Here is a 22,871-nt window from a genome sequence, read left to right as displayed (position 1 = left end):
GGTACAAGTCAACGAAGTCAAGCTCGCCTGGTTGAACCGGGCGTTGCCTGCGGGCGCCTTGACTACGCCAACCGACCCTTGTGATTCACACGCGGATTGCACCTATGCCCCTCAACTATCGCAGTCGAAACCTGATTGACCTGGCCCAACTCGAAGACTCGGTAAAGTTCTACAGCGCCAGGCTCAGAAAGTTGCAGCGCTTCTGGATCCCCCTGCAAAAACAGGCGCCGCGCCTGGTGATGGTGCTGTGGGTGCTTGGGGTGAGCGCGTCGCTGTTCACCCAGTCCTATGCCCACTGGCTGTTCACCGCACCGGCGATCTGCCTGTTGATCGTCCTCGAGATCGTCATCGACGAAATGCAGATCGACCTGCTGCTGATGACCGAGGAAGCCCGTTATCTGCTCGACATCACTCGCGGTCTGTATACCGACTCATTGCGTCCCCCCACTGCGCTGCACACAGGTGCCCCATGCCCTCCGCCACACCACCAAGAGTGATCGAGCACAGCCACAACATCGGTCAACAATCCGCCAGTCAAACCCTCAAGGCCATCGCCAGGGCCTACCCCGGCAAGTTGTTTGCCACCTTGTCGCTGGTGGCGTTGGAGAACGCGCTGCTGCTTGCCTACCCACTGTTCGCCGGGTTCGCCGTGGACGCGATTATCCGTGGCGATACCGCCAACGCGCTGTTCTATGCCCTGGTGGTGCTGGGGTTCTGGGTGGTGGGCGCGGCCCGGCGGGCTCTGGACACCCGCACCTTTACACGTATCTATGCCGACCTCGCGGTGCCGGTGATCCTCAACCAGCGCCTGCAACGCCACAGCACTTCCAAGGCCGCGGCGCGGGTGGTGCTGGCGCGGGACTTCGTGGACTTTTTCGAGAAGCACGTGCCGATCATGGCCACCGCGCTGGTGTCCATCATCGGCGCGGCGGCGATGCTGCTGGTGATCGAACCGTGGGTCGGCCTGGGCTGCCTGTTGGCCCTGGGGCTGTGCCTTACCGTGCTGCCCGGCTTCGCCCGGCGCAACGAGCAACTGCACGAGCGCCTGAACAACCGCCTGGAGAAGGAAATCAGCCTGGTGGAACAGGTCGGCGCCCACACCCTGCGCCGCCACTACCGGGTACTGTCGCGCTTGCGCATCGGGCTGTCGGACCGCGAGGCCATCGCCTTCCTGACCATCGGGGTACTCGCGGCGTTGCTGTTTGTGCTCGCCATCACCCAACTCGCCCTGTCACCTGCGGTCAAGGCCGGGCACATCTACGCGGTGATGACGTATTTATGGACGTTTGTCAGTTGCCTGGATGAGGCCCCAGGCATGGTCGACCAGTTGGCCAGGCTCAAGGACATCGGCAAGCGCGTTGACCCCGGGCTGGGCAGCACCACTCACTGAGCCCGCGCTACACTGCCTTCAACGCGGCGCCCGCTGGGTTTCCGAGGGCGACTCGCCAAACAGCTCGCGGTAATGGGTAGCGAAATGGCTCAGGTGAAAAAACCCCATCGCCACCGCAACTTCGCCGACGTTCTGCGTGCATGCCGACGTGGTGATCAAGCGCCGGCGCACCGCATTCAGGCGCAGGTTGCGCAGGTATTCGACAGGGCGCATGCCGGTCACCGCCTGAAAACTGTTCTGCAAGGTCCGGCGACTCACCCGCAGGTGTTCGCACAGGTCAAGAATGCTCAGGGCCGTGTCACCGCTGGCGTCGATCAGGTCCTGGCAGCGTTTGACCAGATAGGCACTCACGGTGACATTGCCACGTCGGCAGCGCACCTCATCGGTGGCGTTGCTGAACAGATCGAGAAAAGCGTTGAGCAGCGCGTCCTCCAGCATTTTTTCGGCGATGGGACTGATGGCGTCGGACTGTTCCACAAGGTGACGAAACAGCGGCTGGATGCGCTGGCGGATGCGCGCCAGCAACGCATCATCCACACTCAGCTGCGAGGTGGTCTTCAGCCGTTTGAGCTGCTCAGTGGACAATTCGAAGGCCGCCAGCTTGGCGAAGCGCACCGTGTCGACATTGAACGCAAAAAAGTGCGTGCCCTCCGGCGCGTGCAGCACAAACTCCTCGGCGTCGCGCAACAGCACCACACTGTGGCTGCCCACTTGCTGCCCCTGCACCACCGGAGCACTGCCCAACGACATCGCCGCGCACAGCCGTCCTTTTGGCGCGTAGCCACGCTGGACCACGCGCTTGTCCAGCACCTCCTGGAACACCTGGAAGCGGTCGGCGGACAACTGCCGCAGCTCACTGGTCAGGCAGCCACGGCCGAGCTGGTCGTACACCTGTCGCCAACCGTGGATCGAGCCGGCGTGTTGTTGAGGGTCATTGAAGGTTCGCGCTTCAGCAAGCATGGTCGTGGTTCCTCGGTGGCCCCGGCATGACGGCAACTGGTGTTCACACTGGGACGGTATCAACCGTGAAAACCAAAGCCAGTTCCGTGCCAAACATCCGCAAGCGGTACGTGGTCGGCTGGATCGCCATCGGCGCCAGCAAAGCCCCGGACAGCACCACCTGCCCCGCCTCCACCGGTTGACCGTCAGCCAGCAGGCGGCGAATCAGCCAGCACAGGTTGACCAGCGGCGGGTCCTCGCGCTCGGCGGTATTGCCCTCGCCGCACAGCGCGCCGGCGCACTCCAGGCGATAGTCGACGCCACTGTGTAGCAACGGATCAAACGGCGTGCGCGGCCCGATGCAATACAGCCCTGCCGCCGCGTTGTCGGCCAGTAATGCCCCGGCGCCGAACGCCCAGCCCTGCCAGCGGCAATCGGCGATCTCGAACGCCGGCGCCACCGCGCCGATGGCGGCCAGGATGTCCTCGTCGCGGTATTCACCGGGCGCCAGGCTGCGGCCCATGATGATCGCCACTTCAATCTCCAGCTTGGGCTGGATCAGCCGCGACAGGGCCACCGGTGTGCCGGGCGCGACGTGCATCGGCGTGGTCAGCGCGCCATACACCGGCTGGTCGAGGCCAAAGCGCTGTTGCGCGGCGCGGCCGGCGAAGGCGATTTTCCAGCCGCTCAGGCGCTCGCCGGCTTCCTGGCGTGCCTCCAGGCCCAGGCGTTGCAGCGCGTAGCCGGAATACACGTCCAGCGCATCCGCCGGCAGCGCTGGCAAGGCCTGCGCGCTATGCGTGGCCTGGTGCAAGCGGTTGAGCAATTCGTTGTTGCCATTCATGAGAGTTGCTCCGCCAGCTTGCGCAGTACGCCGTCGAGCCGCTCAGGGGTGGTAATGGCGGCGACAAACCGATCCGGTCGCACCACCACAATGCAATCGCGCACCCTGGAGAACCATTCGCCCAGGCGGTTATCCACGTCTTCCACACTGATGGCCGCTGCGGCAGTCAACGGCTGGCCGCGCCCCAGGCCGCTGCGCGAACGGTTGACCTGGATAAACCGCGTATCCCAGCGCGCCCAATACGCGGCCATTTCGGCACTGAGATGCGCGTGTGGGTTGACCCGGTAACCGAGCACCGCATACGAGTTGCCCAGCACATCGTCCAGGCGTCGGCGCTGGCCGTGGGCATCTTCGATATGCGGCTGCACAAACAGTTGGCCAACCAGATCGTCCTCGCGCAATTCGGCACGTTCGTGATGCACCAGGCCCTTGGTGATGGTCGCCTTGGGTTTGAACTTGAACTCCAGCAAATGCGAGCGCAGGTTGTCGACGCTGTTCACTGCCTGGAACAACCAGTCGCGCACCCCGGCCATCAACGGATTGGTCAGGCCCAGCACCGCGCCCATGTTGTCGGCCAGGGCCACCAGTTCGGTCGCGTGCCCGCGGCGTTCCTGGTCGTAGCTGGCAAGAATCCCGTGGGCGGCGCGGCCCTGGAGGATCGCGGCGAGTTTCCAGGCCACGTTGGCCACGTCCCGCAGCCCGGAATTGAGGCCCTGGCCGGCCCACGGTGGCGAGATATGTGCGGCATCGCCCACCAAGGCCACGCGGCCCTGGACAAACCGCGCCGCCACCCGCGAATGGTGGGTGTAGGCGCGGATGCGGATGATGTTGAGTGCGTCCACCGCATCGCCGATATGCCCACGGATCAGGTCGCGGATGGTGTGCTCTTCGCACATCTTCGCTTCGTCTTCGCCCTCCAGCAGCATGAACTCCCAGCGCCGCTGCTGGTACGGCAGGTAAATGCACACGAACGGCCGTTGCGGGTCGGCATGCAAGGCGGTATAGGGCGCATCCAGGGTGTCGTTGGCCGTGTCGACCACCACCCATTTGCGCGCATGGGTCAGCCCCAGCAGCTCGATGCCGAGCTTCTTGCGCACGGTGGAACGCCCGCCGTCGGCGCCGATCACGTAATCGGCACGCAGTTGATAGGTCTCGCCCTGGGCATCGCGCACCTGCAAGATCACGCCTTCGCCGTCCTGCTCCAGTTCGAGCATTTCATGGCCTTGGCGCAACTCGACACTGGCGTGCTGGCCAAGGGTTTCGCGCAGCGTGCCTTCCAGCAACTGCTGCATGAAGATATTGCGCATCGGCCAACCGTAATGGGCGGTGCTCGGCTTGACCTCGGCGAAGCACACGCCGCGTGCGTTGTAATAACGCAGCGGCACATCGCAGATCATGTCGCGTGCGGCCAGTTCGGCGATGCCGATGCCTTGCAGTACGCGCAGGGCCTCGTCATCCATGCCGACCGCGCGCGGGTACGGCAAGATGCAGTCGGCGAGTTCAAGGACGACGCAGTCGACACCGTACATCCCCATATAGTGTGCGGCTGTGATCCCGTTGGGGCCGCCGCCGACAATGACAACTTGGGTCTTCTCCTGCTTCATCGCTTATCACCGCTTTCTTGTTGTGGTTTTAATCTGCGCCGCCGAAGCCGCACGCGTGTATCAGTGCAGCCCATCCAGCCCTTTGACCTCGTCGGCCTGCAAGCCGCCCAGGCGTGCATGCAAACGCCCGCGAGTGGCGAACGCCCAGATGATAATCACCTCGTCTGGCGCCGGGCCGTCACCAAACATCAGCGACATGCTGTCGTAGTGGGAGCGCACATACAGGGCATCCTTGTGTGCCAGCGGTACATCAATGGTGGAACCCGGCCCACCGCGCTTGCCGGTAGACGGCACCCACGACTTGCCTCCGCCCAGCGCCACACGCACCGGGTCGGCCGCCGGGTTGGTGAGGAACGCGTTGCCATGTTCGTACTCGCCCTGGCTGCCCACCAGGCAGGCCTTGCCGTAGCTGACGATGTCGTGCTGGCCGGCCAGCGCCTGGATACGGCGGCCGAACTCTTCGCCCAACAGCGGCGACGGCTCCACCAGCTCGGCCAGCGACTCGCTGTAGCGCCCGGCATAGGGGTTGGCGATCACCGCCGCGACGGCGTACTTGAACAACGGCTCGCCATCGGCCAACTGGCCGGTTTCATTGGCCAGGGTTTCTTCGACAAAGCTGTACCATTTGCGGATGTGATAGGTGGCGAAATTCGCAGTTTTCATCGGGGTTGCCTCACAAGGGGTCGAGTGGGTCGAGTTTGAAATGTCGGCTGGGCGCGCCCGCTTCCTTGAACCGCGCCTTGCCACGCGCGTCGTCGTGTTCGGTCTCCAGAAAAAACTCCATGCGGTTGCCGTCCGGGTCGTTGAAGTACACGCCATGGCCGATTTCGTGGTCGGTGATTTTCACCACCTCCACGCCCTTGCCCAGCAACATGCCGTACAGCTGGCGCAAGGTGGTCATGTCCCCGGCGATTTCCAGGCCGTAGTGCTGCAACCCCATGCCGCCCTGGTGGGCACCGGGGTCGGCACGGATCAACGCAATGTCGTGATGCTTGGTGCCAAACGCCATCATCACCCAGCTTTCGCCACGGGCACTTTCGTGCATGCCCAGGATGTCGGCGTACCAGCGGGCCGACACGTCAGGGTCACTGACCCACAGCGATAAGTGCGTACGAAGGATGTCGACTTTCATCGCGGGCCACCTCAGCTTTTTTTGACGATGGATTGATGCCCGGCCTTGATCTGCGCCACGGCAGGCGTCCACAGCACATCGGCGATTTCGCTGAAATCGCGCCACTGCTTCTGCCAGCCTTCACCGCCATTTTCCGAGGTAAACAAATGCCCGTACTTGGTGCCCGCGACGATCTGCCGTGGGTTGGCCGGGTTGATGGCAATCGCCCACACGCAGGAATTCGGTTGCTGCGGCAGCGGCAGCACTTCCCAGCTGAGCGCGGCATCGCGGGACACCAGGATTTTGCTGGTGGTGCCCGGCGTACCATCGGAAATGCTCAGGTACAGATCGCTTTGCGTGCCCAGCGGCGCGTTCATGGCGCGGATGTAATACAGGCCGAAGGCTTCACGGCCGATAATGCCGGTCCAGGTCAGGCCCTCATCGAGGCTGCGGTAGACCGCGTTGACGCACACCACCACGATGACTTTCTGGCCACCGTTGGGCAGCACCAGGATGTTGTGTACGTCCGAGTTGTAGTCCCACAGCAAGCGGTCATCGACGCGGGTCCAGCTGTCGCCGCCGTCGCGGGAGTGGAACAGGCCACCCTCTTCCAGGCCGAACCACAGCTGGTTGCGGTCGGTCGGGTCGTAGGCGAAGGCCAGCAAGCGCGGGCGGCTGACACCGTCGCAGAACTCGGGGATTTCCACCGGCGCGCGGTCCCAGGTCAGGCCACCGTCGAGGGTGCGCCACAACACCGCGCGCGACGGTGCGCCGGTGCCGACGAAAATCCGCTGGGCGTCCTGCGGGTCGACCGCGACTTTCCACACCGTCTGCCCGTTGAACGGCGAGTTGATGCGCTGCCAGCGGCCGCCGGTGTCGTAGCTGACACACAGGCCCACATCCGTACCGGCGTAGATCACCTCGGGGGTGTCCGGGTGCATGCTCAACGAGCGGGTGATTGCGTCGAACTCCAGGTCCTGCCCCAGGCCGAGGCGATGCCAGGTGCGGCCATCGTCGGCGCTGCGGATCACCGCCTGCCCGACGGTTGCCACCAAAAGGGTTCCGTTACTCATCGCTGATGCTCCTCAGATGAAGATGCCGCGGGTCAGGCCGCCGTCGATGCCAATGGATTCGCCGGTGACCGCACCGGCCTTGGGGGATGCCAGGAAACCGATCAGCCAGCCCATTTCAATCGGTGCCAGGGTGCGCCGGATCGGCGTGGCGTCGATGTAGCCCTGCTCCACCTCGGCCGGGGTCTTGCCTTGCTTGACCCCTTCACGCTCGTACAGCTCCTGGATGTGCGGGGTATCCACCACGCCTGGGTGAATCAGGTTGACCGTGATACCCGACGGGCCGAGTTGGTCGGACAGGGTCTTGGTCATGTGCGCGATGGCCAGGTTGCGCATGCCCGACAGCACTTTGCTGCCGCGCCCGGTCAGGCCGCCGATGTTGATGATGCGTCCGAAACCACCGGCTTTCATGTGCGGGGTCACGGCCTTGGCGCAGCGGAAGTAGCCGATCACCTTGGTGTTGAGGTCCGATAGCAGTTCGTCGTCGCCGGCATGTTCGATGTCATTGCGCACCACACCGGACGGTGCTGCCGCGCCGTTGACCAGGATGTCGATACGGCCGAAGTGCTTGTAGGCGGCCTCGACCATCTCCGACACGGCCGACATGTCGTTGGTGTCGCAGAACAACGGCAGCACTTCATTGCCGGTCTGCGCGGTGATTTCCTCGGCCGCCAGTTGCAGGAACGCCATGCGCCGCGCGCAGATCACCACCTTGCACCCTTCCTCGGAGAGAAACCGTGCGACTTCCTTGCCGATACCCATACCACCACCCGTGACGATGGCCACGCGGCCTTTCAATTCCAGATCCATAGCAACTACCTCGTGTGATTATTCAGTTCAGGTCAGATCGACAAACACGCTTTTGGTCTCGGTGTAGGCATCGATCACGTTCTTACCCATTTCCCGGCCCCAGCCGGATTGCTTGTAGCCGCCGAACGGCGAGGCCGCGTCGACCACGTTCCAGCAGTTGATCCACACCGAGCCGGCCTTGAGTTGCGCCGCCACCCGGTGTGCCGAGCGCAGGTCGCGGGTCCACAGGCCTGCGGCGAGGCCGTAGGGCGAGTCGTTGGCGCGTACCACCAGCTCGTCGATTTCGTTCCAGCTCATCACCGTCAGCACCGGGCCGAAGATCTCTTCGCGGGCGACACAGGCACCCTCGGCACGATCGAGGAACACGCTGGGGGCGATGAAGTGACCACGCTCCAGATGCGCCGGGCGTCCGCCGCCACAGATCAGCTCGGCGCCTTCTTCCTGGCCCCGTTGCAGGTAGCCCTTGACCGTATTCAATTGGCGCCCGGACACCAGCGGGCCCATGCTGCTGGCCGGGTCCAGGCCGTTGCCGAGCACGTGGGCGGCGGCATGTTTTTGCAGTTCTTCGAGGACTTGATCCAGCACGCTGGCGTGCACGTACAAACGCGACGCGGCGGTGCACACCTGGCCCTGGTTGTAGAAAATCCCGTCGGCGGCGCCTTTGGCGGCGCGCACGATGTCGGCGTCGGGCAGGATGATGTTTGGCGACTTGCCGCCCAGTTCCAGCGAGACTTTTTTCATGTTGCGCGTGGCCGCCTGGGCGATCAGCCGCCCGACCTGGGTCGAGCCGGTAAAGGCGATCTTGTCGACGTCGGGGTGTTCGGCCAGCGGTGCGCCGGTCTCCGCGCCCAGGCCGGTGACCAGGTTGACCACACCGGCGGGGAACCCCGCCTGCTCGATCAACTGCACCAGACGGATCGCCACCAGCGGCGTCTGCTCGGCAGGCTTGAGCACCGCCACGCACCCGGTGGCCAGCGCCGGGCCGAGCTTCCACACACACATGTTCAGCGGGAAGTTCCACGGCACGATCAGCGCGCAGACCCCCACCGGCTCACGCAAGGTGTAGTTGAGCATCGGCGCACCGCTGGCCGGTGACACCGGCAACGTGCTGCCTTCGATCTTGGTCGGCCAGCCGGCGAAGTAACGCAGGATGGTCGCGGCGCTGGCTGCTTCACCACGCGCGGCAGCGATGGGCTTGCCGTTTTCCAGGGTGATCAGTTGCGCCAGCTCTTCGCGGTGCTGGTCGAGCAGGTCCGCCAGGCGGAACAGCAACAGGCCGCGCTGGGCCGGTGACTGCAACGCCCAGGGGCCGGTGAAGGCCGCTCGTGCGGCGGCCACGGCGGCATCCACATCCCGCGCGCCGCCCTGGGCGACTTCGGTCAGGGTGTCTTCGGTCGCCGGGTTTTCCACCGCGAACCGGCGGCCATCGGCGGCGTCCTGCCAGGTGCCGCCGATAAACAAGCGACCCGGTTGCGACAAAAAGGCCTGGACGGCGGGCAATACTTCGAACGTTTTCATGGTCGATTCCTTCACAGCGCCATCTCGATCAGGCACGGGCCGCTGCTGGCAGTGGCGTTGGCCAGCGCGCGTTGCAGTTCGGCATTGGTTTGCACGGTGCAGGCCGGCACGCCGTAGCCTTTGGCCAGGGCTTTCCAGTCGATGCGCGGGCTGTCGAGCACGGTGAGCTTTAGCGCCTCCGGGCCCAGCTCGGTCATGCCGAAACGGCGCAATTCGTTCTGCAAGATCGCGTAGCGATGGTTGGCGGCGATCAGGATCACCACCGGCAATTGCTCGCGGGCGATGCTCCACAGGGTTTGAATGGTGTACTGGGCACTGCCGTCCGATTGCAGGCAGTACACGCGGTTGCCGCGCTCGGCCAGGGCCGCACCGAACCCCACCGGAATGCCCTGACCGATCGCGCCACCCGTGTTGGTGAGCACCCGGTGCCGTGCGGCGCGAGCCGAAGCGGTGAAAAATGGGTAGCCGCAGGTGCCGCCTTCCACCGAAACAATGCTGTCGTCCGGCAACGAGGCAGCCAGTACCTGGCCTACCGACTGGGGGGTGAGTTCGGCATGCCCCGGCGGCAGTTCGATGCCCTGTGGCGTCGGCACGTAGGCCGGTGCTTGGAGGGCATCGGCGAGCGCGGTCAATGCACCGGCCACGTCGTCGCCGACATCGGCCAACCCCAGCAGACGCTCACGTTCGGCCAGGCGCGAGGGGATGCCTTCGTAGCCGAAATAGCTGATCGGTTCCGGCACACCGGCGCACACCACCAGGTCGTACTGTTCGAGGATTTCAATCGCCACTTCCGGGAAGTACGGCAGGCGATCCAGGTCCGGCAAGCCACCGCCACGGTAACTCAGGCGCGGAAAGGTCTCGGCAAACAGGCGCACACCCGGCAGTTGTGCCAGGCGCCCCGCCGCTTCCAGGCCCGCCACCGACAGCCCTTCGTCACCGACGATAAACACCAGGCGCAGCCCATCACGCAGGGCCTTGGCGACCGCTTCGATGCGATCGCCGGCAAACCGTCGCACCGGCGGGCGGATCGGCGCGAATACACCGCTGTGGGTCACGGCATGGGCTTGCAGGTCCATCGGCAAAATCAAGCTGGCGATCTGGCCTTTGGCCTGCCAGGCCGCGCGCATTGCCTCCTGCAGGTCGTCGCCAATACCCGACGCGGTGCGCGAAGTGCGCACCCAGCCGGAGACGGCACCGGCCAGGGCCTGGATGTCACTGGCCAACGGCGGATCGTAGTTGACGTGCCATGAAGCGTGGTCGCCGATCACGTTGACGATGGGCGTGTTGGCCCGGCGGGCGTTGTGCAGGTTGGCGATGCCGTTGGCAAAGCCCGGGCCCAGGTGGGTCAGGGTCATCGCCGGTTTGCCGGCGATGCGGCCGTAGCCGTCCGCGGCCCCGGTGCAGACCCCTTCGAACAACGACAACACCGGCTTGAGTGCAGGTGCGCTGGCCATGGCCGCCACCAGGGGAATTTCGGTGGTTCCGGGGTTGGCGAAGCAGTACTCGATACCGCTTGCCGCTGCCGCATTCACTATCAGTTGCGCACCATTCATTTTCAGCCCTCTTGCTTGAGCGTTTGCAGTGATGAGATTTATCACACACAAATATTCAATCAACAAGCATTTTATTTGTGTTTATCTCATTTATTGAGACTTTTTAGATTTTTAGACAGCCAATAATCCGCCAAATATTGCGTTTTTCTCTCACTGCGGTAGTGTTGCGCCAGCCCGACGCAGCACGTCCCCCCTTTTCTAGGAACGAAATGAGTAGCCTGAGCAAATTGCTGAGTGTCCTGGACCTGTTCGGTCCACAGACGTTGAAGATCGACCCCGACACCATCGCCGAGCGCATGGGCCTGTCACGGGCAACGGTGTACCGCTACGTCAAGGATTTGTGTGACGCCGGCCTGCTGACCCGCGTGGACGCCGGCAGCTATGGCTTGGGCCCGCGGGTGATCGAGCTGGACTGGAAAATGCGCCAGTACGACCCGATCCTCGTCGCCGGTCGCGAGTTGATGCACGAGCTGTCCGCGCAGACCGGCCTGGCGGTGTTTGCCAGCGTGTTTTACGACGGGCGCATCATCAACACCTACATTGCCGAACCCACCGACACCTATCACTTTGCATTCGGACGCGGGCAGCCGTTGCCGTTCTTCCGGGGGGCGCAATCGAAGGTGTTGATCGCGTTCCAGAAAGGCCGCCGCCTGCAACGCCTGTTCGACGAGCACATGGCCAACGACCCCGCCAGCCCCTATGACTGGGCGGGGTTCAACAAGGCCGCGAAAAAGATCCGCAAGGACGGCTACTGCCTGACCCACGATGAACTCAACCTGGGCCTGACCGGGATCGCCGCGCCCATCATCCAGACCGACCTCGACGAAGTGGTCGGCAGCCTGTCGGCCGTCGGCAGCACGCAAAGCTTCAAGCTGCTGCGCCAGGAGACCGTGATCGAAATGGTCATGGACACCACCCGGCGCATCGCCGACAACATGCGCAACCCGCCCGCCACCCCGGCGGCCTGAGCGACTCAGAACGGCACGGCGACGGTCACCTGGCTGTACACGTTGGTGCCGTTGCTCCCCACCTGATTGCCGCCCGAGCTGGCGTCCTGTTGCGGTTTGTACAGGCCGACCAGCGGGGTGATGATCAGGTGCGGGTTCACCGCCCACTCGGCATACAGGTCCAGCTCGCGGGCGTTGAGGTTCAGTGCGTTGGCCTTGCGCACAGTATCGAAATCGAAGAACAGCGCGCCCAGGGTCAGGTTTTCCAGGGGGGTCGCCTTGAGGCCCAGGTGCTGTACGCGCGTGTTGCTGTTGAACGGCCCGCTGTAGTTACTGGCGACTTCGCCCTGCAACCAGGTGCCGTAGCCCTGGCTCAGTCCAGTGAACAGCGAATCCCACTTTTGTGAATAGCGCGCATAGCGGTAGGTCAGCTTGGGCGCCCAGGCCGTGTCGGCGAAGGTGTAGCCGGCTTCACCGTACCAGGCGTTTTGCGGCCCGGCGTCCTTGTCCTGCCAGGCATACTCGAACGCCAGGCTGACGTTGGGCATGCCTGCGTCGCCCTCACCGCGCAGGCTGTAGACATTCATGCCCTTGCGCTGGCGTTGAAAGTCGCTGGCCCACCGCTCGTTGACGTCGATGCCGTGGACCCAGGTCAACCCCAGCGTGCCCGGTTTGGCGGTGTACTCCAGGGTGCCGGCGGCCAGTTCGGTTTCGGCCTGGGCGCGGTTGTCGGACTTGAGCCAGAGCAGGCTGCCATGCACGCCCTCCTGCCCGCCGAGGCGCACAAATGCGGTCTGGTCGAACGCATGCCGCGCCGCCAGGTAAAACGCGCCACCCCGGTTCAGCTGGCCATCGGCGGGGCCCTTGCCCAGGTTCGGCCCGTCATCGTTGATCAGGAAACCGCGGCCCAGCTTGACTACCTGGCGCCCGGCGGAAATATCCACGCCGTCCTTGCCCAGGGCCGGGAACAGATCCCCGGAACGCCAGCCGAGGTAGGCGTCTTCGATCTTGGTGGTGCGCTCGGTGCCCAGGGTGTTGCCAGCCGGGTCACCGTCGCCCCAGGTTGCGGAGCTGAGCAGCGCAAAGGCGCCATACGCCGTGCCATTGCCCGCCAGGGCCTGGTCGCCGCTCAGGCCGTATTTGATAAAGCCTTCGCGCCAGGTCGAACCGCCGGACGTGCCGTCATAGTTCTTGCGACTGTTGAAGTGCCCGAACACGGCGGTCATGTCGGCGTTGAGATGCCGGCTTTCATCACTGTACAACTCATAGGCCTGGGCCTGGTTGAGGGCGCACAGCGCCAACGTGCACACAAGTACCGGACGACGCGATGGATAGCGCATGGCTGAAGCTCCTTGGGGGGCGCCTTTGATAGGCTGTCTCAGATAGGGATGTGACGTCGGTGCGGGCGGGCCGCACCGAATGCGCGGGAACTAGCCGCAGCGGGCGAATGCCGCTTCCAGCGCCGACACCATCAAGCCCGCCTCGTCGCGGGTGAGGGTCAACGGCGGCGAGAGGATGATCTTGTTGCCGATCGGTCGTACCAGCACACCGGCACGGCGCGCCTCGTCGGCGATGCGTGACGGTTGGCCCGTGGCCGGGTCGAGGGGCTGGCGGGTACGTTTGTCGCTGACCAGGTCCAGGGCAATCATCAGGCCCTTGCCGCGCACCTCGCCCACCACCGCGTAGCGTTCAACCAGTGGCTGGAGTTGTTCCAGCAGCTGCGCCCCCACCTTGGCGGCGTTACCGGGCAGGTCTTCGGCTTCGACGATATCCAGCACCGCCAGCGCCGCCGCACACGCGGTCGGGTGCCCGCTGTAGGTGTAGCCGTGCATGATCATGTGGCTGAAACCCTGGCCGTTCTCGATGGCATCGGCGATGCGCTGGTTGAACAGCGTGGCGCCCAGCGGGATGTAACCGGCGGTGATGCCCTTGGCCAGGCACAGGATGTCCGGCGCCACGCCCCAGCCGCGACTGCCGAGCATGCAGCCCGAGCGCCCGAAGCCGGTGACCACTTCGTCGGCAATCAACAGAATGCCGTGGCGGTCGCACACCTCGCGCAAACGCGGCCAATAGTCGGCCGGAGGCACGATCACCCCGCCCGCCCCTTGCACTGGCTCGGCGATCAACGCCGCAATGGTCTGGGCGCCGAGCAACGCGATCTGCTCTTCCAACTGGCGGATGCAGTGCGCGGTCAGCGCTTGGGGATCGCGGCAATCCCAGGGGTTGCGATACAGCCAGGGCGTGTCGAGCAAGTGGCAACCGGCGAGGAGTTGGCCATGGTTGTAGTGGTACACCCCATTGCCGCCCACCGAGGTGCCGCCCATGTGCACGCCGTGATAGCCGTTGCGTAGGGACAGGAAGCGCGTACGCCCGGGCTCGCCGCTGGCGATCCAGTATTGCCGGGCCATTTTCAGCGCGGTCTCGACCGCATCGGAACCACCGGAACTGAACAACACCCGCGCCATGCGCTCCTGGGCGAACATGCCGGTCAGCCGTTCGGCCAGGTCAAACACCCGAGGGTGGGCAATGCCGTCGAAGGTCTGGTAATACGCCAGCTCATCCAACTGTGCGGCAATCGCCGCCTTCACACTGGCGCGGTTGTGCCCGATGTTGACGTTCCACAGCCCGCCCACGCCGTCGAGCATGCGCTGGCCGTCGATGTCGGTGATGTAGTTGCCGTCGCCCCGGGCGATGACCAGGGTTTTGTCACGGTGCGGCGCGGCGCTGGAGCCCATGGGGTGCCAGAATTTTTTCTCGGCGTTCTTGTATTTCTCGTACATGCTCATGTTCCTTATTCAGCCTCGCGCTTGCGGACAAACAGCAGTTGTTGTCCGGTGAACTCCAGCAGCCCTTCCAGGCCGAACTCGACGCCAAACCCGGACATCTTGCTGCCGCCAAACGGTGTATTCGGTTGGATCTGGGCGTGGCAGTTGACCCACGCCACACCGCTTTCCAGGCGACTGGCCAAGGCCTCGGCCTGCGCGACATCCGGCCCCCACACTGAGCCGCCGAGGCCCATGTCGCCCGCATTGGCGCGTTGCAGCACGTCCTCGACATCGCGGTAGGCGATCAAGGGCAATACCGGGCCGAATTGTTCTTCATCCACCAGGCGCTGGCCGTCGGTAACGTCCGCGACCAAGGTCGGCGGATAGAAGTAGCCGGCATGATCCAGGCGCGCGCCACCACACAGCACCCGGCCACCCTGGGCCCGTGCGTCGGCGACCAGCGCTTGCACCAGTTGCAGTTGTTCCAGGTTCTGTACCGGGCCGAAGGTCACGCCTGCGTCGAGGCCATCGCCCACCACCTGGCGCGCGGCAATTTGCGTCAGCGCCTCGCAAAACGCTGCGTATTGCGATTCGTGGATGTACAGGCGCTTGAGCGCGGCGCAGGTCTGGCCCATGTTGAGAAAGGCCGCCTGGAAAATTGCCTCGGCCACCGCGTCCACCGGGGTGCCGGGCAACACGATGGCAGCGTCGTTGCCGCCCAGTTCCAGGGTCAGGCGCTTGAGGTTGCCTGCCGCGCCACGCATCACGCTTTGCCCGGTGGCGGTGGAACCGGTAAACACGATTTTCTGGATGCCGGTGTGGGAAGTGATCGCGCTGCCAAAGCCTTTCTCGCCGGTCACGCAATTGATCACGCCGTTTGGCACATGGCGGGCGATGATGTCCACCAGGCCCAGGGTGCTCAGCGGAGTCAGGCTCGACGGCTTGCTGATCACGCAGTTGCCCGCCCGCAGCGCCGGCATGATGTGCCACACGGCGATCATGAACGGCCAGTTCCACGGTGTGATCGAGGCCACCACGCCCAATGGCTTGCGGTGCAGCTCGATGCGTTGCGTCGGCGTTTCCTCGACCAACTCCACGGCGATTTCCTGCCCGGCCGCGTAGCGGGTCCAGGCGGCGGCGCCCATGACTTCGGAGAACGCCAGCTCCAGCGGCTTGCCTTGCTCTTGCACGATCAGCCGGGCCAGGGCGTCGGCTGCCTGCTCGATGTCGGTGGCGATGGCCAGCAAGCGCTGGCAACGGTCGGCGTGGCTGCTGTGGCGCCAGGTCTTGAACGCGGCGTGCGCGGCGTCGACGGCCTGGTCGAGTTGCGCCAGCGAACCCGCCGGGCATTGGGCGAACACCTTGCCGGTGGCGGGGTTGATCACATCGAAGCGACCCTGTTCACCCGCCACTGGCAGGCCATTGATATGCATCGTGTAGTTTTGCATTGGAAACCTTCCTTCACACACTGACGGGCCGCGCCAACTGGCGGCGGCCCGGTTTTGCCTAGGTAATCGGGTGCGGCTTAAAGCTTGTGGCTGCCCAGCGCGTGGAAACGCGATGGCGAGCTTTTGCGCAGGCGGGCGGCGAGATAGACCCCGATGATCAAAGCCATCGGAATGATCGCGCAGAGGCCGTAGGACAGGACTTTGCTGGCCCCGGTCAGCACGTCGAAGTGCACCACCGCCAGCACCAGCACCGACACCAGCGCCAGGCAGGAAAACCCCGGCAGGATGCGCCCACGCCACACGCCGACATTCAATTCGGGATGGCGCTGGAAGTACGCGCACACGGCCACCGAGGTCAGCGCCATCAGCAAGATCACGCACAGCGTGGCCAGGTTGGAGAACCAGGCGAACAGTTGCAGGATCGGGTCGGCGTCCATCGCCGCGAAAATCAGTACCACCACGGCGGCGATCAGGCTCTGCAACGCCGAGCCCATGTGCGGGCTCTGGTGCACGCGGTGGGTGGTGCCCAGCAGGCTGTGCAGCAAGCCGTCGCGGCCAATCGCGTAGAAGTAACGTGCGGCGGCGTTGTGGAAGGCCAACAGCCCGGCGTAGATGCTGACCATGAACAGCACACGGATCACCTGGGTCAGCTGCGGCCCGACAAAGTGGTCGGACATGCCGTAGATAAAGGTCGTCGGGTCTTGCAGCGACTGCAACAGCGGCACGATCTTGTCCGCACCGACACCCACCACCATCGCCCACACCGACAACGCATAGAAGCCGCCGATCAACAGCACCGAACAGTAGGTGGCAATCGGGATGGTGCGTTGCGGGTTCTTGGCTTCCTCGCCGTAGATGGTCGTGGCTTCAAAGCCGATAAACGCCGCGAAGCAGAACAGCAGGCCGATGGACGGGGTGCCGCTGAACACATGGCTGCTAGTGAATGCATCGAGGTTGACGCCACTGTCACCGCCAGATTTGAGGATGGCGAAATCCAGGATCAGGATCGCCAGGTACTCGGCAATCACCACCACCGACAGCACCCGCGCCGACAGGTCGATCTTGCGATACCCCAGGATCGCCACGCTGGCCATCGCCAGCAACGAATAGGCCCACCACGGCAGCGCCAGGCCGAACACACTGGCCATGGTGCCGCTGACCACCCCGCCAAACATGCCGTACAAGCCGACCTGGAGGATGTTGTAGGCAAACATCGCCAGCACCCCCGCCGCACCGCCGGCCAGGCCGCCGAGGCCCCGGGAGGTGAAGGCGTAGAAACCACCGGCGTTGGTCAGGTGCTTGGACATGGTGGTGTAGCCCACCGAAAACGCCAGCAGCACCAGCAAGGCCAGGATCAGCAACGCCGGCGTACCGGCGCCGTTGCCAAGCATGATGCCGATGGGAAACCCGCCGGCAATCACACTCAGCGGGCTGGCCGCCGACACCACAAAGAAGATGATGAAGCCGACACCCAGGGCGCCACGCTTGAGCTCCGTGGAGCTGTTGACCGGAATAGAAACACTCATTTTGTTGACCTTATTGTATGAGGCAGTCGCTGTTGGGTTGGTCCGACCACACCGCATCGGCACCGGTTAGCTTGTTGTTTTGGTTGCACGCTGAATTTGATCCTATGCCCGCCCCAAACCCCTCGCTATCCCAAATCGGTAGCATCCGAGCCCGCGCCCCAAAACAGGTCAAGCCGCCACCGCCAGCGCTTGCCGATTCGGGATAGCCGCTTATCCAGACGCCCCGCATGCTCGCGCCATCGTGCTCTCTTCAGGAACCTCAGCCATGCGTTCAACCCACCTCACCCTCCAATGGCGCATCACCCTATTGAGCGGGCTGTGCCTGCTGACCGTAGTCGGCGCGCTGATCGGTGCCGGCGTGTACCAGAATCAACAAAGCGCCAACCTGCTCAAGCAACAGAGCAGCCAGTTGCTGGGGCAAGCCGCCGTCGAGCGTTTGCAAGCCCAGGCCGTTGCCCAAGGCCTGCGCGTGGAGCGTTTTTTCAACGCAGCGGCGCTGTACAGCGAAGGCTTCGCCGAACAGGTCGTGCACCTGCGCGAGCAGGCACTCAAGGGTCGCCTCAGCGCTGCGCAATTGCGTGAAAGCCTGGTGGAGGTGACCCGCCAGGCGCTGTTCAAGCGCGCGGACGTGCTCGGCCTGTACGTGGTGCTGTTGCCCGGTGCACTGGCCGGTACCGACGCGGATTTCGTCGCGCAACCCGCCCTGGCCGGCAACGAAACCGGACGCTTTGCGCTGTACTGGTCGCAAAGCCAGCCGGGGCAACTGGTGCAGGATGTGCTGAGCGAGGCGCAAATCACCGCCAACCATGCGCTGCCCGGCGCCGATCCGGATACCGACTGGTATCGCTGCCCCCAGACGCAACGGCGCACCTGCGTGGTCGAGCCCTACACCAGCCAGGTGGAGGGCCGCGACGTACTGATGAGCAGCATTTCCGTGCCGCTGATCGTCAATGGCCAGGTACTCGGCGTGCTGGGCCTGGACGTCAGCCTCGACACCCTGCAAAAGCTTGCCGCCAACCTCGGCCAGGACCTGTACGCGGGGGCCAGCGAGGTGACGATCCTGTCACCCGCCGGTCAGGTGGCCGGGCGCAGCGGTTCGGTCAGCGAGGCCGCCGTGGACGTGGGCCAGGCCCTGCAAACCGTGACGGGCAACCCGGCGTGGCAACTGCAGATCAAAGTACCGCAAGCTCTGGTGCAGGCGCCCGCGCGGCAAATGCAAAGCGAACTGGACAACAAGAACCGCGACGCCAACCGCTTCAATCTGGGCCTGGGCCTGCTGGCCAGCTGCCTGGGCATGCTGCTGATCTGGCTCGCGGCCTACGGCGTGACACGCCCGATATTGAAGGTGGCCAACCTGCTGGATGCGATTGCCGAGGGCGACGGCGACCTCACGCAACGCCTGCCCGCCGGGCGACGCGACGAACTGGGTCGACTCGCCCGTGGCTTCAACCGTTTCCTCGACAAGCTACAACCGATGATGCGCGCCATCCAAAATGCCGCCGTGGAGACCCGCAACCATGCCGACACCTCATCGGGCATTGCCCGCGAGGTCAGCACGGGCATGCAGCGCCAATACCGCGAAGTGGAATTGGCCGCGACCGCGCTGCATCAAATGAGCGCCAGTGCCCAGGAAGTGGCGCGCCATTCCCACAGCGCCGCGGACGCCGCCACCGCCGCCGAAAACGCCAGCCGAACCGGCCAGGCGGTATTCGCCACGGCCGAGCGCAGCATCGATAGCCTCGATCAGCGCCTGGACGGCACCCTCACGCAGGTCACCGCCCTCGCCGACAGCAGCACCCAGATTGGCCAAGTGCTCGATGTAATCAGCGCCATCGCCCAACAGACCAACCTGCTGGCGTTGAACGCGGCCATCGAAGCCGCCAGGGCCGGCGAGCAGGGCCGTGGTTTTGCAGTGGTGGCCGATGAGGTCAGGCACCTGGCGAGCAACACCCAGCGCTCGGTCGAACAGGTGCGCGCGGTGATCGAAACCTTGCAACAGCTCAGCCAGGAAGTGGTGCACAGCACCCAGGCGAGCCGCGAGCAGGCCGGCCACAGCGTGCTCCAGGTGCAACAGACCCGCTCGGCGCTGGAGGCGGTTTCCCAGGCCGTGGATGTGATTGAACAAATGAACCAGCAGATCGCCAGCGCGGCCCTGGAACAAAGCACCGTGGTGGAAGACATCAGCCATCGGGTCAGTGACATCCGTGGCATCAGCGAAACACTCAGCCACCAGATGAACGACGCCACGCGAGCCAGTGAATCGCTGCACGCCATGGCCAATCATCAACAGCAACTGGTTGGGCACTTTCGCGTGTAAACGGCACGGCGCCACGCGCGCCGAGCCTGAGTTACAGTAACCTGCCTGCAACGCTTCCCCTGCCTCCGAGTCCCCCCCATGACACTTCCATTGCGCTGGTTGATCCTGGCGATTATTTCCAGCGCCCTGCTGCTGATCGTCATTGACATGACCGTGCTGTATACCGCCCTGCCCACCCTGACCCGCGAGCTGAATGCCTCGCCGTCGCAGAAACTGTGGATCGTCAACATCTACGCGCTGATCGCCGCCGGGCTGCTGCTGGGCATGGGCACCCTGGGTGACCGCCTCGGCCACAAGCGCCTGTTTATCGGCGGGCTGGCGGTGTTTGGCGTGTTCTCGCTGGTTGCCGCATTTTCGCCAACCGCCAGCGTGCTGATCGGTGCGCGCGGCTTTCTGGCGGTCGGTGCCGCGATGATGATGCCGGCGACGCTGGCCATCGTGCGGATCACGTTCAGCGACCCACGGGAGCAGGCCATGGCATTCGGTGTGTGGGCCTCGGTGGCGTCTGGCGGCGCCGCGTTCGGGCCGGTGGTGGGCGGCCTGTTGCTGGAGCATTTCTGGTGGGGCTCGGTGTTTTTGATCAATGTGCCGATCGTGCTGGTGGCGCTGGTCGTCGGCGTTCTACTGATCCCGAATCCGCCCGCAGATACGCAAAAACGGTGGGACTGGCTGGGCTCGTTGCAGGTGATGATCGGTTTGATCAGCCTGGCCTATGCAATCAAGGAGCTCGGCAAGCGCGCCCCCGCCTACAACGGCATGCTGGTGGCGCTGGTCCTCGGTGCGCTGTTCCTGTGGTTGTTCGTACGGCGTCAACGCCGCGCCGCACAACCGATGCTCGACCTGAGCTTGTTCAGCAACGCCGGTTTCAGGAATGCGGTGATCGCAGCGGTGGTGTCGGCCGCCGCACTGATCGGCATGGAGCTGGTGTTCAGTCAGCGCCTGCAACTGGTGCTCGGCCTGTCACCGTTGGAGGCTGCACTGTTTATCCTGCCATTACCCCTGGGTTCCTTCGTCTCCGGCCCCCTGGCCGGTTACTACCTGCCGCGCCTGGGGCACCAGCGCATGCTGTTCTGGACATTGCTGCTGTCTTCTGCCGCGATGCTGGCGTACCTGTTGCTCTACACCGCGCCGGCGTACCTGCAACTCATCAGCCTTGGGGCCTTGGGTTTCACGATTGGCGCGGCGCTGACCGCTTCATCCAGCACCATCATGCTCAGCGTGCCCGCCGACAAGGCCGGCATGGCCGCATCCATCGAGGAAGTGTCGTTTGAGCTGGGCGGCGCGGTCGGTGTGACCCTGGCCGGCAGCCTGTTGTCGGCGATCTATGCGTACGCCGCGGGAGTGGCGATTCCGACGTGGCTGACCCGCGATCCCGTGGCATTCGACAGCCTGGACGATGCGCTGGTGGTCGCCGAAACGCTGGCGCCCGAAGGCCGTGCGATGCTGATTGCCTTTGCCCGCTCAGCGTTTGATGCCGGTTTTGTGCTGGTGTTGGCGGCATCGGCAGCGCTGCTGTTGGTTGCAGCGCTGCTGGTCAAACTGAGCAAGCCGTCAGCCCCCGTCCAGCCTTAGAGCTTGTGACTGCCCAGGGCCTGGAAGCGCTGCGGTGAACGCTTGCGCAGCCGAGCCGCGAGAAACACGCCGCCCAGCAGCGCCGCCGGAATAATCGCGCACAAGGCATAGGACAAGGCCACGCTGGCGCCCGTCAGCACATCGAAATGCACCACCGCCAGCACCAGCACCGCCAGCAGCGCCAGGCACGAGAACCCCGGGAAAATCCGCCCGCGCCACAGCCCGACCTTCAGCTCAGGGTGGCGCCGGAAAAACATCAGCACCGCAGCCGACGTGAGCGCCATCAGCAAGATCACGCACAACGTCGCCAGGTTGGACAGCCAGGCAAACAGTTGCAGGATCGGGTCGGCATCCATCGCCGCGAAAATCAGCACCACCACCGCCGAGATCAGGCTCTGCAACGCCGAGCCCATGTGCGGGCTCTGGTGCACGCGGTGGGTGGTGCCCAGCAGACTGTGCAGCAAGCCGTCGCGGCCAATTGCGTAGAAGTAACGTGCGGCGGCGTTGTGGAAAGCCAACAGGCCAGCGTAGATGCTGACCATGAACAGCACGCGGATCACCTGGGTCAACTGCGGCCCGACAAAGTGGTCGGACATGCCGTAGATAAAGGTCGTCGGGTCTTGCAGGGACTGCAACAGCGGCACGATCTTGTCCGCACCGACGCCCACCACCATCGACCAGACCGACAACGCGTAGAAGCCGCCGATCAACAGCACCGAACAATAGGTGGCAATCGGGATGGTGCGCTGTGGGTCCCTGGCTTCTTCGCCGTAGATCGTGGTGGCTTCAAAGCCGATAAACGCCGCGAAGCAGAACAGCAGGCCGATCGACGGCGTGCCGCTGAACACATGTGTGCTGTTGAACGCATCGAGGTTGATACCGCTGTCACCGCCGGATTTGAGGATGGCGAAATCCAGGATCAGGATCGCCAGGTACTCGGCGATCACCACCACCGACAGCACCCGTGCCGACAGGTCGATCTTGCGATACCCCAGGATCGCCACGCTGGCCATCGCCAACAGCGAATAGGCCCACCACGGCAGCGCCAGGCCGAACACACTGGCCATGGTGCCGCTGACCACCCCGCCGAACATGCCGTACAAGCCGACCTGGAGGATGTTGTAGGCAAACATCGCCAGTACCCCCGCCGCACCGCCGGCCAGGCCGCCGAGGCCCCGGGAGGTGAAGGCGTAGAAACCACCGGCATTGGTCACATGCCGGGACATGGTGGTGTAGCCCACCGAAAACGCCAGCAGCACCAGCAAGGCCAGGATCAGCAAGGCCGGCGTACCGGCGCCGTTGCCAAGCATGATGCCAATGGGAAAACCGCCGGCAATCACACTCAGCGGGCTGGCCGCCGACACTACAAAGAAGATGATGAAGCCGACACCCAGGGCGCCACGCTTGAGCTCCGTGGAGCGGTTGACCGGGAGAGGTACACTCATGTTGTTGACCTT

19 protein-coding genes and 1 pseudogene are annotated in these 22,871 nt (G+C 64.4%); 6 read left to right on the top strand and 14 right to left on the bottom strand.

From position 1 onward, the window contains the following. Positions 1 to 104: 104 nt before the first annotated feature. On the top strand, positions 105 to 497 hold the full coding sequence (locus AC3ISR_RS13070; RefSeq protein ID WP_463984466.1) for a hypothetical protein: 393 nt from the start codon (positions 105 to 107) through the stop codon (positions 495 to 497). Next, on the top strand, positions 470 to 1,390 hold the full coding sequence (locus tag AC3ISR_RS13065; protein WP_463984467.1) for an ABC transporter six-transmembrane domain-containing protein: 921 nt from the start codon (positions 470 to 472) through the stop codon (positions 1,388 to 1,390). Before AC3ISR_RS13070 ends, AC3ISR_RS13065 begins: the two co-directional genes overlap by 28 nt. 18 nt (positions 1,391 to 1,408) lie before the next feature. Here the strand turns inward: AC3ISR_RS13065 and AC3ISR_RS13060 are convergent, their stop codons facing one another. The 9 genes from AC3ISR_RS13060 to AC3ISR_RS13020 are packed head-to-tail and all read right to left on the bottom strand — an operon-like array spanning position 1,409 to position 10,839. After that, positions 1,409 to 2,350, bottom strand: a complete 942-nt coding sequence (locus AC3ISR_RS13060) for a helix-turn-helix domain-containing protein (RefSeq protein ID WP_463984468.1) — start codon at positions 2,348 to 2,350, stop codon at positions 1,409 to 1,411. Positions 2,351 to 2,393: 43 nt separating this feature from the next. After that, positions 2,394 to 3,173, bottom strand: coding sequence for a 2-keto-4-pentenoate hydratase (locus tag AC3ISR_RS13055; protein WP_489324785.1), 780 nt, complete (start codon positions 3,171 to 3,173; stop codon positions 2,394 to 2,396). Beyond that, positions 3,170 to 4,777 carry a bifunctional 3-(3-hydroxy-phenyl)propionate/3-hydroxycinnamic acid hydroxylase gene (locus AC3ISR_RS13050; RefSeq protein WP_463984469.1) on the bottom strand — a complete coding sequence of 536 codons (1,608 nt, stop codon included), beginning with the start codon at positions 4,775 to 4,777 and terminating at the stop codon, positions 3,170 to 3,172. Before AC3ISR_RS13050 ends, AC3ISR_RS13055 begins: the two co-directional genes overlap by 4 nt. 60 nt (positions 4,778 to 4,837) lie before the next feature. After that, the gene (locus AC3ISR_RS13045) at positions 4,838 to 5,440 is read right to left on the bottom strand and encodes an amino acid synthesis family protein (protein ID WP_192300972.1); all 603 of its coding nucleotides are present in this window, start codon (positions 5,438 to 5,440) and stop codon (positions 4,838 to 4,840) included. 10 nt (positions 5,441 to 5,450) lie between these two features. Further along, positions 5,451 to 5,909, bottom strand: coding sequence for a VOC family protein (locus AC3ISR_RS13040; protein WP_192300973.1), 459 nt, complete (start codon positions 5,907 to 5,909; stop codon positions 5,451 to 5,453). An 11-nt stretch (positions 5,910 to 5,920) separates the two neighbouring features. Then, complete coding sequence (locus tag AC3ISR_RS13035) at positions 5,921 to 6,961, bottom strand: WD40/YVTN/BNR-like repeat-containing protein (RefSeq protein WP_226457058.1); 1,041 nt, start codon at positions 6,959 to 6,961, stop codon at positions 5,921 to 5,923. Positions 6,962 to 6,973: 12 nt separating this feature from the next. Continuing rightward, positions 6,974 to 7,768, bottom strand: a complete 795-nt coding sequence (locus AC3ISR_RS13030) for an SDR family NAD(P)-dependent oxidoreductase (RefSeq protein ID WP_192300975.1) — start codon at positions 7,766 to 7,768, stop codon at positions 6,974 to 6,976. Positions 7,769 to 7,795: 27 nt separating this feature from the next. Continuing rightward, positions 7,796 to 9,286, bottom strand: coding sequence for an aldehyde dehydrogenase family protein (locus tag AC3ISR_RS13025; protein ID WP_192300976.1), 1,491 nt, complete (start codon positions 9,284 to 9,286; stop codon positions 7,796 to 7,798). An 11-nt stretch (positions 9,287 to 9,297) separates the two neighbouring features. Continuing rightward, positions 9,298 to 10,839 carry an acetolactate synthase large subunit gene (locus AC3ISR_RS13020; protein WP_463984470.1) on the bottom strand — a complete coding sequence of 514 codons (1,542 nt, stop codon included), beginning with the start codon at positions 10,837 to 10,839 and terminating at the stop codon, positions 9,298 to 9,300. A 209-nt stretch (positions 10,840 to 11,048) separates the two neighbouring features. On the opposite strand from AC3ISR_RS13020, the gene AC3ISR_RS13015 reads away from it, so the two are divergent. After that, positions 11,049 to 11,807 carry an IclR family transcriptional regulator gene (locus AC3ISR_RS13015; protein WP_192300978.1) on the top strand — a complete coding sequence of 253 codons (759 nt, stop codon included), beginning with the start codon at positions 11,049 to 11,051 and terminating at the stop codon, positions 11,805 to 11,807. A gap of 5 nt (positions 11,808 to 11,812) precedes the next feature. Here AC3ISR_RS13015 and AC3ISR_RS13010 read toward each other — a convergent pair whose 3' ends face one another. From AC3ISR_RS13010 to AC3ISR_RS12995, 4 genes are all read right to left on the bottom strand, one after another. Beyond that, a complete protein-coding gene (locus tag AC3ISR_RS13010; protein WP_463984471.1) occupies positions 11,813 to 13,126 on the bottom strand; it encodes an alginate export family protein in 1,314 nt (437 codons plus the stop codon). Between the two features lie 90 nt (positions 13,127 to 13,216). Next, positions 13,217 to 14,566 carry an aminotransferase class III-fold pyridoxal phosphate-dependent enzyme gene (locus AC3ISR_RS13005; RefSeq protein ID WP_463984472.1) on the bottom strand — a complete coding sequence of 450 codons (1,350 nt, stop codon included), beginning with the start codon at positions 14,564 to 14,566 and terminating at the stop codon, positions 13,217 to 13,219. 11 nt (positions 14,567 to 14,577) lie between these two features. After that, entirely contained in the window at positions 14,578 to 15,999 is a 1,422-nt protein-coding gene (locus AC3ISR_RS13000; RefSeq protein ID WP_463984473.1) for an aldehyde dehydrogenase family protein, read from the bottom strand. A 77-nt stretch (positions 16,000 to 16,076) separates the two neighbouring features. After that, complete coding sequence (locus tag AC3ISR_RS12995; protein ID WP_463984474.1) at positions 16,077 to 17,525, bottom strand: APC family permease; 1,449 nt, start codon at positions 17,523 to 17,525, stop codon at positions 16,077 to 16,079. 265 nt (positions 17,526 to 17,790) lie between these two features. Here AC3ISR_RS12995 and AC3ISR_RS12990 point away from each other — a divergent pair. The 3 genes and pseudogenes from AC3ISR_RS12990 to AC3ISR_RS12980 form a co-directional block, all read left to right on the top strand. Continuing rightward, a pseudogene (locus AC3ISR_RS12990) lies at positions 17,791 to 18,984 on the top strand (HAMP domain-containing protein); the annotation flags it as partial. Between the two features lie 15 nt (positions 18,985 to 18,999). Further along, on the top strand, positions 19,000 to 19,842 hold the full coding sequence (locus AC3ISR_RS12985; protein ID WP_370694912.1) for a methyl-accepting chemotaxis protein: 843 nt from the start codon (positions 19,000 to 19,002) through the stop codon (positions 19,840 to 19,842). A 78-nt stretch (positions 19,843 to 19,920) separates the two neighbouring features. Next, a complete protein-coding gene (locus AC3ISR_RS12980; protein WP_489324784.1) occupies positions 19,921 to 21,414 on the top strand; it encodes an MFS transporter in 1,494 nt (497 codons plus the stop codon). Here AC3ISR_RS12980 and AC3ISR_RS12975 read toward each other — a convergent pair. Beyond that, positions 21,411 to 22,859 (bottom strand): APC family permease, encoded by a 1,449-nt coding sequence (locus tag AC3ISR_RS12975; protein ID WP_305392631.1) that lies wholly within the window; start codon positions 22,857 to 22,859, stop codon positions 21,411 to 21,413. The two genes, AC3ISR_RS12980 and AC3ISR_RS12975, sit on opposite strands and share 4 nt — an antisense overlap. Positions 22,860 to 22,871: the final 12 nt, after the last annotated feature.

The sequence above is a fragment of the Pseudomonas sp. GL_117 genome (genome assembly GCF_057835125.1).
This window is presented reverse-complemented; position numbering and strand designations above follow the sequence as displayed.

Bases quoted from the DNA above. Each gene is read 5' to 3' on its own strand.
- AC3ISR_RS13070 (WP_463984466.1), top strand. From the start codon at position 105: ATGCCCCTCAACTATCGCAGTCGAAACCTGATTGACCTGGCCCAACTC.
- AC3ISR_RS13065 (WP_463984467.1), top strand. From the start codon at position 470: ATGCCCTCCGCCACACCACCAAGAGTGATCGAGCACAGCCACAACATC.
- AC3ISR_RS13060 (WP_463984468.1), bottom strand. From the start codon at position 2,350: ATGCTTGCTGAAGCGCGAACCTTCAATGACCCTCAACAACACGCCGGC.
- AC3ISR_RS13055 (WP_489324785.1), bottom strand. From the start codon at position 3,173: ATGAATGGCAACAACGAATTGCTCAACCGCTTGCACCAGGCCACGCAT.
- AC3ISR_RS13050 (WP_463984469.1), bottom strand. From the start codon at position 4,777: ATGAAGCAGGAGAAGACCCAAGTTGTCATTGTCGGCGGCGGCCCCAAC.
- AC3ISR_RS13045 (WP_192300972.1), bottom strand. From the start codon at position 5,440: ATGAAAACTGCGAATTTCGCCACCTATCACATCCGCAAATGGTACAGC.
- AC3ISR_RS13040 (WP_192300973.1), bottom strand. From the start codon at position 5,909: ATGAAAGTCGACATCCTTCGTACGCACTTATCGCTGTGGGTCAGTGAC.
- AC3ISR_RS13035 (WP_226457058.1), bottom strand. From the start codon at position 6,961: ATGAGTAACGGAACCCTTTTGGTGGCAACCGTCGGGCAGGCGGTGATC.
- AC3ISR_RS13030 (WP_192300975.1), bottom strand. From the start codon at position 7,768: ATGGATCTGGAATTGAAAGGCCGCGTGGCCATCGTCACGGGTGGTGGT.
- AC3ISR_RS13025 (WP_192300976.1), bottom strand. From the start codon at position 9,286: ATGAAAACGTTCGAAGTATTGCCCGCCGTCCAGGCCTTTTTGTCGCAA.
- AC3ISR_RS13020 (WP_463984470.1), bottom strand. From the start codon at position 10,839: ATGAATGGTGCGCAACTGATAGTGAATGCGGCAGCGGCAAGCGGTATC.
- AC3ISR_RS13015 (WP_192300978.1), top strand. From the start codon at position 11,049: ATGAGTAGCCTGAGCAAATTGCTGAGTGTCCTGGACCTGTTCGGTCCA.
- AC3ISR_RS13010 (WP_463984471.1), bottom strand. From the start codon at position 13,126: ATGCGCTATCCATCGCGTCGTCCGGTACTTGTGTGCACGTTGGCGCTG.
- AC3ISR_RS13005 (WP_463984472.1), bottom strand. From the start codon at position 14,566: ATGTACGAGAAATACAAGAACGCCGAGAAAAAATTCTGGCACCCCATG.
- AC3ISR_RS13000 (WP_463984473.1), bottom strand. From the start codon at position 15,999: ATGCAAAACTACACGATGCATATCAATGGCCTGCCAGTGGCGGGTGAA.
- AC3ISR_RS12995 (WP_463984474.1), bottom strand. From the start codon at position 17,525: ATGAGTGTTTCTATTCCGGTCAACAGCTCCACGGAGCTCAAGCGTGGC.
- AC3ISR_RS12985 (WP_370694912.1), top strand. From the start codon at position 19,000: ATGATGCGCGCCATCCAAAATGCCGCCGTGGAGACCCGCAACCATGCC.
- AC3ISR_RS12980 (WP_489324784.1), top strand. From the start codon at position 19,921: ATGACACTTCCATTGCGCTGGTTGATCCTGGCGATTATTTCCAGCGCC.
- AC3ISR_RS12975 (WP_305392631.1), bottom strand. From the start codon at position 22,859: ATGAGTGTACCTCTCCCGGTCAACCGCTCCACGGAGCTCAAGCGTGGC.